The sequence below is a fragment of the Reichenbachiella sp. genome (assembly GCF_965223055.1).
Taxonomy (GTDB): Bacteria; Bacteroidota; Bacteroidia; order Cytophagales; family Cyclobacteriaceae; genus Reichenbachiella.
Window position 1 is genome coordinate 804,442 of record NZ_CBDCVM010000011.1, and the last position, 16,313, is coordinate 820,754.

Annotated in this window: 12 protein-coding genes; 5 read left to right on the plus strand and 7 right to left on the minus strand. The window is 39.9% G+C overall.

Annotation, left to right across the window (positions count from 1 at the left end):
• Positions 1-32 precede the first annotated feature (32 nt).
• Complete coding sequence (lipB, locus tag ACOQO5_RS14790) at positions 33-755, plus strand: lipoyl(octanoyl) transferase LipB (protein WP_420582463.1); 723 nt, start codon at positions 33-35, stop codon at positions 753-755.
• Here the strand turns inward: lipB and ACOQO5_RS14795 are convergent.
• Positions 752-1,453 carry a LytR/AlgR family response regulator transcription factor gene (locus ACOQO5_RS14795; protein ID WP_420582464.1) on the minus strand — a complete coding sequence of 234 codons (702 nt, stop codon included), beginning with the start codon at positions 1,451-1,453 and terminating at the stop codon, positions 752-754. The two genes, lipB and ACOQO5_RS14795, sit on opposite strands and share 4 nt — an antisense overlap.
• Positions 1,450-2,511, minus strand: coding sequence for a sensor histidine kinase (locus tag ACOQO5_RS14800; protein WP_420582465.1), 1,062 nt, complete (start codon positions 2,509-2,511; stop codon positions 1,450-1,452). Before ACOQO5_RS14800 ends, ACOQO5_RS14795 begins: the two co-directional genes overlap by 4 nt.
• A 203-nt stretch (positions 2,512-2,714) precedes the next feature.
• On the opposite strand from ACOQO5_RS14800, the gene ACOQO5_RS14805 reads away from it, so the two are divergent.
• From ACOQO5_RS14805 to ACOQO5_RS14815, 3 genes are all read left to right on the plus strand, one after another.
• Positions 2,715-4,937, plus strand: coding sequence for a DUF5916 domain-containing protein (locus ACOQO5_RS14805; RefSeq protein WP_420582466.1), 2,223 nt, complete (start codon positions 2,715-2,717; stop codon positions 4,935-4,937).
• A gap of 99 nt (positions 4,938-5,036) precedes the next feature.
• Positions 5,037-5,810, plus strand: a complete 774-nt coding sequence (locus ACOQO5_RS14810; RefSeq protein ID WP_420582467.1) for a hypothetical protein — start codon at positions 5,037-5,039, stop codon at positions 5,808-5,810.
• Positions 5,811-5,953: 143 nt separating this feature from the next.
• Positions 5,954-6,727, plus strand: a complete 774-nt coding sequence (locus ACOQO5_RS14815) for a hypothetical protein (RefSeq protein ID WP_420582468.1) — start codon at positions 5,954-5,956, stop codon at positions 6,725-6,727.
• An 83-nt stretch (positions 6,728-6,810) separates the two neighbouring features.
• On the opposite strand, the gene ACOQO5_RS14820 is transcribed toward ACOQO5_RS14815, so the two are convergent.
• From ACOQO5_RS14820 to ACOQO5_RS14840, 5 genes are all read right to left on the minus strand, one after another.
• Positions 6,811-10,557, minus strand: coding sequence for a M4 family metallopeptidase (locus tag ACOQO5_RS14820; RefSeq protein WP_420582469.1), 3,747 nt, complete (start codon positions 10,555-10,557; stop codon positions 6,811-6,813).
• Positions 10,558-10,878: 321 nt separating this feature from the next.
• Complete coding sequence (locus tag ACOQO5_RS14825) at positions 10,879-12,072, minus strand: class I SAM-dependent methyltransferase (protein WP_420582470.1); 1,194 nt, start codon at positions 12,070-12,072, stop codon at positions 10,879-10,881.
• Between the two features lie 90 nt (positions 12,073-12,162).
• The gene (locus ACOQO5_RS14830; protein WP_420582471.1) at positions 12,163-13,155 is read right to left on the minus strand and encodes an aspartate-semialdehyde dehydrogenase; all 993 of its coding nucleotides are present in this window, start codon (positions 13,153-13,155) and stop codon (positions 12,163-12,165) included.
• A gap of 233 nt (positions 13,156-13,388) precedes the next feature.
• Complete coding sequence (locus ACOQO5_RS14835) at positions 13,389-14,918, minus strand: FtsX-like permease family protein (protein ID WP_420582472.1); 1,530 nt, start codon at positions 14,916-14,918, stop codon at positions 13,389-13,391.
• Complete coding sequence (locus ACOQO5_RS14840; RefSeq protein ID WP_420582473.1) at positions 14,851-15,795, minus strand: ABC transporter permease; 945 nt, start codon at positions 15,793-15,795, stop codon at positions 14,851-14,853. The genes ACOQO5_RS14835 and ACOQO5_RS14840 overlap by 68 nt, the downstream gene beginning before the upstream one ends.
• Before the next feature lie 72 nt (positions 15,796-15,867).
• Here ACOQO5_RS14840 and ACOQO5_RS14845 point away from each other — a divergent pair, with 72 nt between their 5' ends.
• Positions 15,868-16,206 (plus strand): DUF1801 domain-containing protein, encoded by a 339-nt coding sequence (locus ACOQO5_RS14845; RefSeq protein ID WP_420582474.1) that lies wholly within the window; start codon positions 15,868-15,870, stop codon positions 16,204-16,206.
• Positions 16,207-16,313: the final 107 nt, after the last annotated feature.

Here is a 16,313-nt window from a genome sequence, read left to right on the forward strand (position 1 = left end):
TTTGTAGTTTTGTCGGAAAAAAGAGGAGTGTGATGAATATAGTGCAGAATAAGGAAACAAAGTTTATTGACCTGGGGTTGATTGATTATCAAAAGGCTTGGGACTACCAGACTGAGTTGTTTGACCAAACCGTCGCACTCAAAATAGAAAATCGAAAGAAGGAGGATTCTGAACAAACTATTACTTCCAACTATCTAATCTTCTGCTCTCATCCACATGTGTACACGCTAGGAAAGTCTGGTGACAAAGCCAATCTCTTGCTGGATGACAATGGCCTAAAAGAAAAGCACGCTACCTTTTATAAAATCAATCGCGGGGGAGACATTACCTATCACGGACCTGGCCAGATTGTAGGCTACCCTATTCTGGACTTAGATAATTTCTTTACAGATATCCACAAATACCTCAGACTGCTAGAAGAAGCGATCATTCAAACGCTTGCCGACTATGGAATTGAATCAGGAAGGATCGACGGGTTGACTGGTGTCTGGATTGACATTGACCATCCAGCCAAGGCTCGGAAAATATGCGCGATGGGTGTGAAGTCCAGCCGATGGGTAACCATGCACGGCTTTGCCTTCAATGTGATGACCGATTTAAACTATTTTCAAAACATCATACCCTGTGGTATTGATGACAAGGCCGTGACTTCTTTGGAATTTGAGTTAGGAAAAAAGCCAGACATGAATGAGGTACAAGAAAAATTGAAGGGGCATTTGGCTAAGCTATTCGAATTAAAGCTAATTGATAGCTAAAGCACAATCTTCCCCAACTTCTCCATCACCTCTACCTTGTAGTTTCGTCCCACCGGAATGCTTTCATTATTCAGTTCGATCTCACTGGCCGAGTAGCTTTCTATTTTGGGAATATTGATGATAAAAGAACGATGCACCCTGATAAAATGATTGGCGGGCAGCTTCGTCTCTAGCACACTGATTTTTTGGTGAGTGACTACCTCTTTCTCAGCTGTCTTAATTTTCACATAGTCCTTGATGCTTTCGATATAGAGGATGTCCTTCAGCCCAACGCGAATCATTTTTTTATCACATTTGAAAAAGATAAAATCATCCCCTTCAGCACTGGTAGAAATCTCCACTTCCTTTGATTGATTGAGTGCTTTAGACACAGCCTTCATAAATCTGTCAAATGATATAGGCTTGAGCAAATAGTCCAACACCTCTAGCTCAAATCCTTCAAGCGCATATTCTCGATAAGCTGTGGTGAAAATCACTTTCGGAGGTTCGGTCAACGTCTTTAAGAATTCAATACCTGTCAATTTCGGCATTTGAATGTCCAAAAAGATAAGATCCACAGGTTCGCCAGACTGAATGTAGTCAAAAGCCTTGATTGCATTTCTAAACTTACCTACAAGTTCCAAGGCGTCGATGCGCTCAACATACGATTCGATGACTTCAATAGCCAGCGGTTCATCATCTACGATTATACATTTCATGCCGTTTTCCTAAAGTTTATTTCCATCATTACAGTAAAAGTTTTCGCTCCATCTATGATATCCAAACGGTAGTCATCTCTATATAATAGATCCAGCCTTCTTTTTACGTTTTTCAGACCAATGCCATGCTCATGATCATCCAGCCGCTGGGTTTCACTCTTACTATTTTCAATACTCAATTTGAGTCTATTTTCAATAATTGACAAATCCAGATACACCCAGGATTTATCCAGTTCTTCATTCACTCCATGCTTGAAGCTATTTTCCAGAAAAGGCAAAATAATCATAGGTGCCACGTACACACCGCTCGTTTCTCCCGTAATCATGGCTTTGATATCCAGGTTATCTCCATGTCGCATGCGTTCTATTTCGATATAATTTTTGATGAAATTCAATTCATTATCCAAGGGTACTTTCGGCGCATTGCATTCATAGAGCATATAATTAATCAACTCTGAAAGCTTCAGCACCATCTCAGGTGCATGATCGGATTTTTTTAGTGTAAGCGCATAGAGGTTATTGAGCGTATTGAATAAAAAATGTGGATGAATCTGAGTTTTTAAAAATTTTAATTCTGCTTCCAATTTTTCGTGGGCAAGGATTTGTTTGTCTTGTTGATTGACATACCAATGCTTCAATATTTTGATGGTAGTAGCCAGAAAAACCACTGGGTAAATCTGAACGATGCCTTTGAAAATTTTAAACATCTGCAACACCTGCTCATTCAAATATTTCGGATAAAATAGTGGGTACTCTACATAGTAGGTGATCAAACGATAGAGCGTACCTCCTGTAAGGGCAGACGCAATGAGTAAAAAAGCAAATGACACCCATTTCCCTTTAAGTACATATTTGGGCAATAACACATAAATTGTGTAGTAGGTAATTACAATTTTTACAGGCAAATAGATGAGTTGATCTATAAAAGCCAGTTCCCACTCACCTTTGTAGCTTCCCCAAAGTACCGTATGAAAAACCACATAGCTCAGCCAAAATAATATATGGCTAAACAGTCTGTTTTTAAATAATTCTGCTACTCTGGCTTCAAGGTTTCCCATTGCAACAAATATACGATTTCAGTTAGTGTTTATACTGATTTGGCTACATACGGCTAATTGCAGCGTTCGAATGGTCAATATTCATCAATAAAGGACATTTATTGGTAGATATTGGCCAATTAGCCTTTGATATCGACCATTAGTCACATAGCGTCAACTTTGGCGTTCAATCCCGTTAATTTTGTAGACTCAACGAACTACTAATGATCTATCGACTGACTGCTCTATTGATGTGTAGCCTTGCTACGCTTTGCTTTGGCGGAAATAACAAGACTGGGAATAATCAGGCTTTTCAACTGCACATTGAAAGAATAGATGCCGAAGTAACACTCGATGGTCAGCTCGATGAATCATTTTGGACCGAATTAGCACCTTCATCAGATTTTATCAATAAATGGCCACAGGACACAGGATTGGCTAAAGCTAGGACTAAAGTGAAGTTGGCCTATGATGCTAACTTTCTCTATGTGTCTGCTGTTTGTTACCAAGATATGGACGAACTGGTAATCCAATCCTTGAAAAGAGATAACACCAGCGCTTTTTGGGATAGTGATGGGTTCAGCATCCTTATAGACCCCATCAACACTAAGACCAATGGCTATTTGTTTGGTGTAAATGCGGGTGGGGCTCAGGTAGAAGCTACATTGACTGCCAGGGGAAGCTCTACCAATATGGATTCTAATTGGGACAATAAATGGTTTTCTGCAGTAAGTAAATTTGAAGATCACTGGACAGTTGAAATGGCCATTCCATTTAAAACCCTGAGATATAATCAGCATAACAATAATTGGGGCATCAACTTAGTTCGAAATGACATGAAAAGGAATGTCTATTCGACCTGGGCTCACGTACCCATCGAATTTGATGGCATCGAGCTCGGCTACTTTGGCACCTTGAACTGGGATACGCCGCCCGCAAAAACAAAAGGAAACATGGCATTGATACCATACATTTCTACGGCACGTTCAAAGGATCATGAAGAAGACGAGCCAGTTGAAAGTAGTTTGGACTTTGGAGGAGATGCCAAAATTGCCCTAACCTCTTCGTTGAATTTGGACCTCACTGTGAATCCGGATTTTTCAAATGTGGATGTTGACCAACAAGTCACTAATGTCTCGAGATTCAGCGTGTTCTTCCCTGAGAAAAGAGGTTTCTTTTTAGAAAATAGCGACCTTTTCTCAGACTTTGGTACGTGGGCGGTTCGTCCTTTCTTTTCAAGAAGAATTGGTATTGATGAAGACAACGAACCAGTACCAGTAGCTTTTGGGGCTAGAATATCAGGGAACATTACTGACGGCATGCGTATAGGAATCATGGATGTTCATACTAAAGCTTCAGGTGATCTCAGCCCCACCAACTTTTTTGTAGGAAGTGTGCAACAACGTTTCTTTAAACGCTCCTCAGTAAAAGTTTTATTCAACAATAAAGAGGACTTTCCAGAAAATGAACTAACAGATAGAACATATAACAGAACTGGGGGTGCAGAATTCAACTATGTTTCAGAAGGTGGCCAACTTAATGCTTCATTGAAAATGCATTGGTCCACGACAGAAGAAAAGTTAAATAAAAATCAATTTACAGCATTAAATGGTACTTATACCGGTGAAAATGTAAGGGCAGGGTTTAGTTATAACAAAGTAGGTGAAAACTATATCGCCGAAATGGGGTTCACCCCGAGACTCCATCACTATGATGCGGAATTAGACACAACAATAAGAATTGGGTATCATTCCATTAACCCCTGGATAGGCTACGTCTGGAATGGAAGTGATGAAACTTGGTATAGAAATGCAGAAATCTTCACCTGGACAGTATTTGAGTACAACGATGATGGCGAGTTGATGGCACGAAGAACCTCTCTTAATGGCAGTATTATTTTTAGAAATAACTCCAGAACAAGACTGGGAATACTCAATAGATCGGTAACACTTCAAGTACCTGCAGACTTGATTGGTGAAGATGTTCCATTGCCAGTTGACCAATATGATTTTAATTATTATCAAACCAGTTACTCCACTAATCAACTCAAAAAGCTGTATTCCAGTACAGAATTTAACTTTGGTGGCTTTTTTAATGGAACGAGAATAGAGTTTGGTCAACAGATAAGTTATAGAGTTCAACCCTGGGGCGTTTTTACAATCGATTATAGAATGAACAAAATAAAATTAGCCGAAGGATATGGCGAAACCACCTTGCATCTTGTAGGTCCAAAGGCAGAAATAAGCCTACGAAACAATATGTGGTGGACTACTTTTCTTCAATACAATACACAGGATGAAAATTTCAATATCAATAGCCGTCTTCAGTGGAGATACAAACCGATGTCAGATTTTTTCCTAGTTTATTCAGACAACTACGCCACTACGGATTTCAGAACAAAAAACCGCGGTATTGTTTTAAAACTTACCTATTGGCTAAGCATTTAATAGCGCTTTTTTATTTCAATCAGAACAAAAAAGGATTTCATAATCCTTTAATCCAATTGAATTATTTTAGCTTTATTAGCAGCTAGTCAAAACTGAGATATGCGAACCCTACTAACAACCACCTTATTTTTCATTTTCACAACTCTTTCGTTTGGTCAAGAACAATGGCTGGTCACTGCCAAGTTGGACACGATTTATGGTAAAATATTTTTGGACACTGGTGATCCTTTGAAAGCGGATGCAGCTAGAATTATCAATGAAAATGGAAAAAATGTCCATAAAGCATACAAGCTATTGTCTGTACATTTGGGCACGCATAAAGATTACAAAACATTAAAAATTGATGATAGGTATCAATTTGCTAAAGTTGATCTGCCAGGAGAATATGTAAGCAGATTTCTTTATAAAGACCCTGAATCGGGACCTAATGCTAGTTATTCATTGCCTATCCTGGTCAACTGGAAAGGAGCGCAATACAAAATAGGTCATTTGACCTCCAGAAAAAAATTGGCTGAATACCTGAAGGATTGCCCTTCTTTAGAAAGCCAAATTTTAAATAAAGACATCAAAAAATCAAAAGACATGGATGTTATCATTCTTCGATATAATATGTGTATTGAAGAATCCAGAAATCAACCGGTCGGAGAAAATCGACTTAAAAGTTTAAGCCCTAAAGAAAAATTCGAAATATTTATCTCTGATTTAAAATCCAATGAGCTGTATGAGGGAGAGATAGTCCCAATGCTTAAAGACATTGAACAAAAAATAAATGCTGATCAATTTATTCCTAAATATTTGCAAGAAGTTATCCTTTCAGAATTAGCAGACAATGAAGCAATGAAGGCTCAATTTTTAGACATAATAGAAAATTAAATATCAATAGCCTCATTCCATCTAAAATATTAAGAACACATTAAAACTTTAGGTCGTAAAAAGTCTTGCCCATTGATGACTTGTTGTTTAATTAAAAAAAGCGAATAAAAATTGTTTACTTCGTGCCACATCAATTTTAAGTTATGCGTGCTCTACTTTTTTTCTTATTCTTTTCTTCAATTTCAGTATTCTCTTACGGCCAAGATCAATGGCTAGTAACTGCCAAAATGGACACCATTTATGGCAAAATTTATTTGGAAACAGGCGATCAGTATAAAGCAGATGAAGCGAAAGTAAAAGATGGAAAGAAAAAGATCAGTTATAAATCTTACCAAATTCGCTCAGTTCATTTAGGTAAAAATGATGACTATGAAACATTAAAAATAGATGGCAGATATCAATTTGTACAAGTTGATATTAAAGGCAAATATTTTAGTAGGTATTTGTATAATGACCCTGACCTTGGTTCTTCGTCCAACTTTGCATTAAAGATTTTAGTCAACTGGAAAGGGGAGCAATACAAAACAAGTAACCTGACTTCCAAGAAGAGGTTTGCAGCATATTTCGAAGATTGCGAATCAGTAAGTCAAAAAATAGAATCAGGTGAACTAAAGAAAAAAGATTTTGAAAAAATAATTGCTGAATACGATGTGTGCATCGATCAGATTCAGAGCCAAATTACTGCAATGCCAATCACAACACAACCAGTTGTCCTTTCGAGTGAGATGGAAAATTTGATCTCCGAACTCAAATCTAAAGACTTATATAAAGGAGAAATGGTAACTATGCTCGAAGATGTAAACCAAAGGATGAGCAATAACGAAAATATTCCGAATTATTTGCAGCAAGCAGTTCTTGCTCAGTTGGAGGGCAATGAAGACTTGAAAGCTCAATTCTTAGCAATTTTAGGAAACTAAAAAGCCGAAAAGGTTTCCCTCTCCGGCTCGTATTTATATTAAATAATAAAAGGTTGCAATCATCTAACGACCAAGTCCGCTATTTATTCTTTAGAGAACTTCTTGATTACTGATTTTCCTCCTTCATCAACCAATTGAAGTAAGTATATCCCTGATTTCAGGGTGCTCACATCCACTTTACTATTCACAAGCTGACCACTTGAGATTCTTTTGCCCATGAGGTTCGTAATTTTATAAGACACTTCATCTCTAGTAGTAACGATATTCAAAAAATAGCCTACTACTGGATTAGGATACATATCTACACTAACAGGCGTACCTACAGACGATGAAGGCGTTCCGCCAAAAGCAAATGCGCTAAAGCCTGCACCTCCTACACAAAATGGTGTAGTCTCACTAGACCCAAAAGAGCCTCCTGAAGCCAGTGTAGTACTTCCGTCTGTCAGACTATACGATCCACTACCATAAGAACAGCAAATACCATCACCATAGGTGTCATTAATTACAAAATCATAGCATCCATCATCCAAAGTAACATTTACATTCAATGTAGATCCATCAGCTTGAGCGCCGTATGTACCACCTGAAGCAACAACAGTACTCCCGCTGAGCATTTGCCAGCTGGTCTCCTCTGGATAGTTATCAAATGTTAAAGTAAGTGTCACATCGGTTGTGCCACCGGTTCCTCCTGCACTAAAAGAAACATTATCAACAGCAATATCTCCTGTATAGCTCGAACCAGTTGTGCCCACAAATCTAAGTTTAACAACATCCCCGGTGTAGGAATCTAAATTAACATTAGCCGTCTGCCAGCTATTGCCCTGATTACCCGACTCAGACCATACCGACGACCAATTCGTGTCATCTGTCGTAGCCTCCAACACAAGTGAACCCATGGTAGCTCCATACATGTGATATTTGAAAGAGAAACTAGCAGCACTCTCTCCTGAAAGGTCAAAACATGGACTTTCTATTCGAGTTGTTTTGCTTGGATAGTTTGGACTAGAAGCTTCTACATAGATGTAGTAGCTTCCTTCCGAAGCACTGCCAGGACCCGTGCTACCCGATGGTGTTGACCCTGTTCTTCTCGACCAGTCAAAATCGTCTCCACTTGAATTAGTCCAACCACCAAAACCAGACTCAAATCCTTCTGAATATGGAATGGCCTCCGTAGAAGCACAAGTCATGCCTGCACTTTGAGTAGTTACATTTACTGTATTGCTTGCATCTGAGATATTGCCCGCCAAATCCTTAGCTCTAACGCTAAACGAGTATGCCGTACCTGCAGTCAATCCCGTAATATCCGCTGAGTTAGAGGTGACAGTTCCAATATTAGTTGCGCCCTGATACACATCATAGCCCGTTACACCTACATTATCAGTAGAAGCATCCCAATTGAGTGTCAGTGTAGTCTGTGTAATGCTCGATGCAGTTAGATTTGATGGTGCTGTTGGTGCTTCAGAATCAGCAGAACCTGTTACCAAATTGACTGTGTAGTCTTCTACTTCACCATATTGAAATGACTCACAAGAAGTAGGAATGCCATTGTACTTCATAGATACCCTCATTCGGGTATTGCCATTTGCAGCTCCGCTTGGCACCGTGAATGACCCACTAACTGGCGAAGTTTGCGATGCAGCCTGAGAATAGACCTGTTCTCCAGCATCTGCAAAATCACCGTCTTGATTATAATCCACCCAAACTGAGTAGGCTTCATTATAAACCGTTCCTGTCCAGGTCGGCGTGATAGTTATCGTGTATTGTTCTCCTTTGGTTAAACTGGTCGATTGAGTTGTATAGTCACCATACCCTCCTGAAGAAGCATCGGTTGAATTATCAATAGTATTGAGTTGAACTCTACCGATGTACTCATCAGAAGTATTATTCCCATTGGATGAACAATAGTTGAGTGGTGGTGTTCCTGTAGTAGTTACGTTTAGATTAGACGAAAGTCCGCTACCACCGGTACCACAGTTCGCTACTACAGTACAAGCATATTGTGTCCCTGAGTTCAATCCAGAAGCTACATGGCTAGTTCCTGTTACATTGGTCGAAGAGCCACCCACCGTAATGGTATATGACGCTGCTCCTGAAACAGCACTCCAGGAAAGCGTGAACCCATTGTCATTGATACTTGACGAAGCAAAATTGCTCGGTGCAGCCAAAGAACAAGTCTGGACATATTCTGATCCTACTCCAACCGCATACCAAGAGTTAGTCACGGCTATCTCCTGAGCTGATCCTGAGCCAAATAACTCCACAGCCGATTGAATAGAATATGTTCTAAAATCTGCATAATCTGAATTGGTATTGAGATAAACAGACTCGGTTCTCCAAACGATGGCAGCTGCATCATCTACGCCAATGCCAGTTACACTGTAGGAGTCGCTGTTGTCATTGGTACCTGTTTCACCTGCTACCAATACGTAAAACCAGTGATTTGTTACACCACTATTGGTATGCACACCACAGTAGTCGTTTTGATTACTCGGTGTACAATTTTGGCTTATCCAGTTGGTGCCACCATACGTATCTGGATCACCATAGGCCTTAGGGTTAGACATAGATCTGAACGTTTGTCCTATCTCTGTCCCCAGATTCCAAAGGTCTTTGTTCAACCCATAGTTCTGATTGACGTAATATTCGACACAAGCTCCCCAAATGTCGCTTAGTCCTTCGTTCATAGCACCTGATTCTTTTTCATATACCAAATCCGCAGTACCAGTACAAAATGCATGGCCAATTTCATGCGCAGTAATATCTACAGTGGTCAATGGGTCAAGGCTATTGCCTTTTCCGTATACCATCACATAGCCAGTCCAGAAGGCATTGTCATTGTATCCACTTGGATAGCCATATACCGACTCTATGTCCGTGTTTACATGGCTTTCGATGGACGCTCCATTTCCGTCATAACTATCTCTGTTGAAGTTGCTCATAAAGAAATCATAAGTGGCTTCTGCCGCAAAGTGTGCATCTAAGGCTGCATTGTCCTTGTCTGCGTTGTCGTATTCTCCAGCGGTCCAGCTGTTGTTATTGTCTGTGTATTCCGAAGAACCATTGGGCCTTCCTGTGCTTTGGTTGGCACTCGTGGCCGTGGTGCCATCATAAGTCAATATGCCATTTCCCCGGGAATAGTCTCTCAACCTGTAGCTACCGCCATTGCTATCGGTAGTGATGGTTTGTGTTCCACTATAGCGAGTAGCGCCTGACCCTACTGCATCTGCGTGTTTGATCACACTATTGTATCTCACTACCTCTCCTGTCTTCGCATCGATATACACATAGGCATTCACAAAGGGCTTATTACCCAAAATGTGAAACTTATAAGCTAAACGAGCCTTATATCCATTTGAAGTATTTTGGACTATAACCAACTCCCCTTCAGGCTTTCTTTGAGGTAGTGTGGCACTTACTCCATTTGTCTCCCAGGCAAACTCACTGGCCTCAGTAGCAGACTTGGCTGCACTCAAAGCTGATGGACCTGTTATTTGTGGGTTGATATCAATCTCAGAAATAGTTGCGTAGTTACCTGTCATATGAGTGGGTACGCCATTTTTGGAGTGAATGGTGTAAGTCGAGCCTTCTACTCTTATGCCTTTGTAGAAGTGTTCGAATTTTTCATGGCGATAGCCCAGTTGGTCATTCTCTGCCTTCAGGGGTTTCATCTCCTCAGCGGAAGTCATGCGCAGTTGATTTCTCAACAATTCAGTTTTGGGTATTTGTCCTTGGCTAGCTTCTAGCCGGATAAAGGTTTTGGATTTGTCTTGAGTAAATCCTTGATAGCAGACACATGCCACTATCAAAAGGGTGTATAACACTCTTTTCATAATAATTAGGTTTAGTTGAATAATTAGATTAGTAAATATGATCAGTGAGTCTAGCTGCTGTTAGACTGAATTCGATCCTTAAGAAATGTGTGTGAAATCGAATAGCTATAAAATAGGTTATAGCAATATTTTCGATAGAATATTTCGGCAGAAGCCGAATATAATAGCGTATGCATTTGGGTTAGGTTAGGTTAAAAAATATTATTCTGTATTAGAATAATTCCCCAATATAGATTTTTAAAATCAATTAAACAAAAAGTGTTGAATACGGGCTGCAATCAGTAATTTATTACTAACGGGCGTTAGCCTCTTTTGGTGAGTCTAGACTTTCTCACATACCAATACAACCAAACTACTATCGATCAAGGTTGTCGCAAACAAATACACATCTCCGCCCTCTCTAATACCTGTTTTTTTTCTGATCTCCTTTACTGTCAAAGGATAGTTCCGGACTGTAATGTTGGCTTTTCCTTGGGGCAAGTATGCTTTTAGTTTCTTTTTGTTGACTACTGTCTGGGCTACAATTTTGAATGTACGACCAGGGAAATTATCTCTTCGCTCGTTTGAAGTATAGAGGTGAGAGTTTCGATGAAGTTTGTTTAGAATAAAAGCATTTGAAATGGCGTTGAACCCACCAGCCTTCAAAATAGAAGCATTAGGTTCATATAGAAACTCCAGCGGTTGACTGAAGGTTGGCAGCATTCCTTCGTCGGCTTCTTCAAACTCAAACAAAGATCGATTTCCATTCACCAAATTCGCCGCGATTCGTTTTACCGCTCCCTCATAACCAGGTTCAATTTTAAAAAGTAGCTCCTTGCATTCATTCTTCACCGAGACCACATGAAGTTCCTTTACATTCGGTAAAACTTCAAGCGCTCGACGAACATCCAACAAAGGAGAAAGCTTTATCAGTACCTGTGCCTTCCGATCCAACAATTGAGGCAGTATGAGATTCAAATCTGGTGTGCAATCTTCAATTTGGAATACCTTTTGGTTGGACTCATCTCTTCGAGCCGGATCTATGTAATATGCGTCGGCGGGTGTTTCTTCTATGGTTAGATATTGCTCCGCCGTAGTATTTACACGATCAATATTTTCAGCTTCAAGCACTGTAAAATTATGATCAGCCAAGTCTACCAACTCCTTGTTTTGTTCAATGTAAATAGCCTGTTCAAACTGCTGCGACAGGTAGTAAAGGTCTATCCCAAAACCACCAGTCAAATCGACTACACTATTTCCCTGAACCAATGAAGCTTTGTATTTCGCTGTTTCTTCAGACGAACATTGCTCCATAGAAATACCGTGCGGAAAGATGATATCATCTTGCTCATACCACTCTGGCAATTTTGCCTGCGCTTTTTTTCTGGATTGTATCTGAGCGGCTATTTCCCGAATGGGTAGATCAGGGTATTTCTTTGACTGCAACACCAAAGTCACAGGATCATCATTCATATGAGTATGAATAAATTCCCTGACAACTTTGGGAGATAAAATATTTATGATGGACTTGGACATAAAAAAACTGGCTCAAATGTAAAACATTCGAACCAGCCTTTTCTTTTGTGCGAATGGCATATTCACACGAATAACTAAAATAGGATTTTCTTAGAGCACTAAGTTGTGCTCTGATACATATTGTGCGATTTGAACAGCATTGGTAGCGGCTCCTTTTCTAAGGTTATCTGCTACAATCCACAAGTTCAGCGCGTTTTCCTTAGATTCATCTTTTCTAATTCTACCTACAAAGACTTCGTCCTTTTTGTGAGCTGTCAACGGCATAGGATACACATGGTTTGCCACATCATCTTGAATGATCAATCCAGGAACTTTGGAAAGAATTTCCTTTACTTCTGCCAAGTCATAAGGATTGTCAAATTCAATATTCACAGATTCCGAGTGACCGCCCATGGTTGGAATTCTCACGCAGGTGGCCGAAACTTTTACATTCTCATCACCAAGAATTTTTACGGTTTCGTTGGTCATTTTCATTTCCTCTTTAGTGTATCCATTGTCCTGGAACACATCAATATGAGGCAATACATTCATGTCAATTTTATGCGGATAAACCATTTCAGGAGTTTCTCCATTTCTCTCTGACATCATCTGGTCTACTGCACCTTTTCCTGATCCCGTTACCGACTGGTAGGTAGATACAATTACACGATTGATACCGTACCTTTCGTGCAACGGCCCGAGTACCAATACCATCTGAATGGTAGAACAATTTGGGTTGGCGATTATTCGATCATCAATCATGATGGCTGATCCATTGATTTCCGGAACGATCAGTTTTTTGGATGGGTCCATTCTCCAGGCTGAGGAGTTGTCTATTACAATCGTACCTACTTCAGCAAACTTAGGTGCCCACTCCAAGGAGGTGCCTCCGCCTGCAGAGAATATAGCTATGTCTGGCTTGGCAGCTACGGCGTCTTCCAGCCCTATCACGGTATGGGCTGTTCCTTTGTATTCAATCACTTTACCTACCGAACGCGCAGATGCTACCAACATCAGCTCGTCGTATTCAAAATTTCTTTCTTTGAGGACTTCTAGAATTTCCGATCCTACTAATCCTGTGGCTCCAACTACTGCTAATTTCACTTCTTGTAATTTTTGTTTTTGATCGATTCATGAGAGATCTCTGAACTCTCACAACGATACACTTTGATTAACTATCTCTGGGTTCCATGAATTGAGAATTCAAAATTAGTACAATTCTCTTGAGAAGGAGGCCAGCAAAATGCTGAAATTTTTGAATTATGTTAATGAATGCTGTTAATTGTTAAATTATTAACTGATAAAAATACTCAACAATAATATCTAACAGAATTCATTTATTCACGCAACATCTTTACTGGGTTTTCAAGCGCAGCACGAACAGAGTACCATCCTATAGAGACTAAGCCGATGAGTATTATTGAACCTACAGAGACCAAAAGGATAGAAAAACCTATTTCTATTCGGTAAGCAAAGTTGCTCAGCCATGCATTGCCCAAATAATAGGCTATGGGCAAACCGATAATGATGGATAGCATAATTACCATCAATTGTTTAATAGTAAAATACTTCAATATCCAAAGTTCTGAAGCGCCTAGGGTTTTTCTAATAGCCACTTCTTTTCTTTTGAGGCCTGTCAGGTATGCCGATAATCCATACATGCCAAATCCTGCCAGGAAAATAGCCAGTAGTGTAAATATGGAGAATAATTTTTGGGTGTGTGCCTCAGTGATATAAAGTCCTTCAAGTCTATCATCCAAAAAGGAATAGGCTACCGGCTTATCCATATCAAATTGTTTCCATTGGCTCAGCATGTCTTGTACGGCAGCTTGTGTCTGACTGCCTTTTACTTTAAAAACCAATCTGTTGATGGATCTCATTCCGGTAGAGATCACCAAGGGCCTAATGCTTTCATGTAAGGAGTGAATATGGAAGTCTTCCACTATGCCGATAACTTTTAGCGCTCTGGTGCCCATTGTATTTTTTATGGAAGAATTAACCGCTTGTTCTGGTGAATTCCAGCCGAATTGCTTCATTGCTTCTTCGTTGATCATTACATAACGAATGGTATCCGTGAAATCACTTTTTCTATAATTTCTACCAGCCAACAAAGACAAGCCAAATATCTCTGCTCCATTTTCGTCACCAGTGAAGTAAAAACTAACATTGACCGGATTTCCCTCACTTTCTGTTGTGGTGTATGTAGTAGCCCCATTCACAAATCCAGGTACTGAAGAAACAGCGGCCCCTTGTACAATATATGGAGACTTAATCAATTCGTTTTTGAATATTTCAGCCTTCGACCTTAACTCATAGGCATTATCCACGATCATCAGGTTTTCTTTGTCATAACCCAAATCAACAGTTGACAAATACTTGTTTTGCTGATAGACTACCAACGTCGAAACGATAACAACCAAGGATACACCAAATTGAAGACCCACTAGTACATTTCGTATCCACCGCTCCTGAGCTGACTCTGTAGTACTTTTGGCATTGGCATTAATAATTTCTGTAGGGTATACACCTGATAGCTTCAGCGCTGGATAAAGGCCCGCCACAATGCCCAACAACAACGCAAAAACCAAAAACATGCCTAAAAATGTCGGATTAAGAAGCACCTCTGCTGCCCAGAGTTTACCAGACAGGTCATTGAAGGTCGGCAAAATCTGGAATGACAGTAACAGGGCTACAGCTGCCGAAGTCATAGTAATTATCACTGATTCGCCGAGCAATTGTCTGGTCACCTCAGCTCTTGAGGCTCCCATAATTTTCTTCAGTCCTAACTCCTTTAATCTATTACCAGCCTTGGCCGTGGAAAGATTGATATAGTTGATGCAGGATATAATCAAAATGAATATGCCCACCGCCATAAAGAGTTGAACGTTGCTTTTTGTTGCCGTTGGGCTTGAACTCCCATCTTAGATTTGAAGTCAAATGAATGTCTTTAAGCGGCTGTAAAAAATAGTCATAGCTGTTGCCTTCTTCCAGCCATTTATCAAAATCCATCCCACTGGTATTCAAAGCCATTTGTTTCAAAAGAAACTCACGCATTTTACCTTCGAATTGAATTCTATCTACTCCTTCGTTGAGTTTGATATAAGTAAAATAGAAAAAAGCCGTCCCCCATTGTGTCTTATATCTGGACTCGCGCGAATCCACCATAGGTAAGATCAAATCTGCCTCAAAGTGGCTGTTGTCCGGCAAATTTTGAATGACTGCACTTACTTGATAATTGAGACTGTCTCTCACCACCAACTGCTTCCCAACAGCTTGAGTGGTCTTGAAATACTTCATGGCCAGTTTTTCCGTGAGTACAACCTTTCTGGGTTGATTCATAGCAGTATGCAGGTTGCCATCTAGTGGCTTCAAGTCAAAAAGTTTGAAGAAATCCGGATCAACATAGAGCCCTTTACTCTCTGTAAACTGGTGATGATCCACTTTAACATCAATGTCACCGGTTGACATTCGGCTGGCATGCTCTATCTCTGGAAAGTTTTCGTGCAAAGCCAAACCAACAGGCGCCGGAATCGACGCCCATCCTACTTCATTGTTGGGATATACTCTATTCAGCGTTACCCTATAGATTCTATCCGAATCAGAATAGTGATCATCGAAGGTGAGCTCGCTTTGTAAGTAGAGAAAAATAAAGATGGTAGAAGTCGTACCTAAAACCAGACCTATCAAGTTGATCGAATAGTACAGTTTATTACGGCGGGCGTTTCGGAGGAAGAACTTTATCATAGCAATAGATTTAGAATAATGCCTTTATTAAATTATTACATTTGGCTGACAAAAACCACTTGCTAAGAACGAATGACAGATGTCGACGCATACATAACCACCATTGAAGGTCCTCAAAAGAAACTCTTGTGTGTATTGCACGAGTTAATATTAACTCAATTTGACCTACAACCTAAAATCAGATTTCGAGTCCCTTTTTACTTTAATAAAAGCTGGATTTGCTACTTGAATCCTATCAAAAAAGAAGGAGTGGAGCTGTGTTTTGTACGCGCCAACGAGCTATCTAATGAAAGTGGTACCTTAGATTTTAAAGACCGAAAACAAGTGGCTGGAATTTCTTACTTCTCACCAGAAGATATTGATGAAACTGTGCTGAAAACCCATCATTCAAGAAGCTCTCCTATTGGATGAAACCGTAAAGTATGCGTCCAAGCGAAAGAAATAATATTAGCGTAATGCTTCTAAGGCTCATTTCGCTCCATGAGATCAGCAATTATCCGTATTTTAGTCGTTGTAAT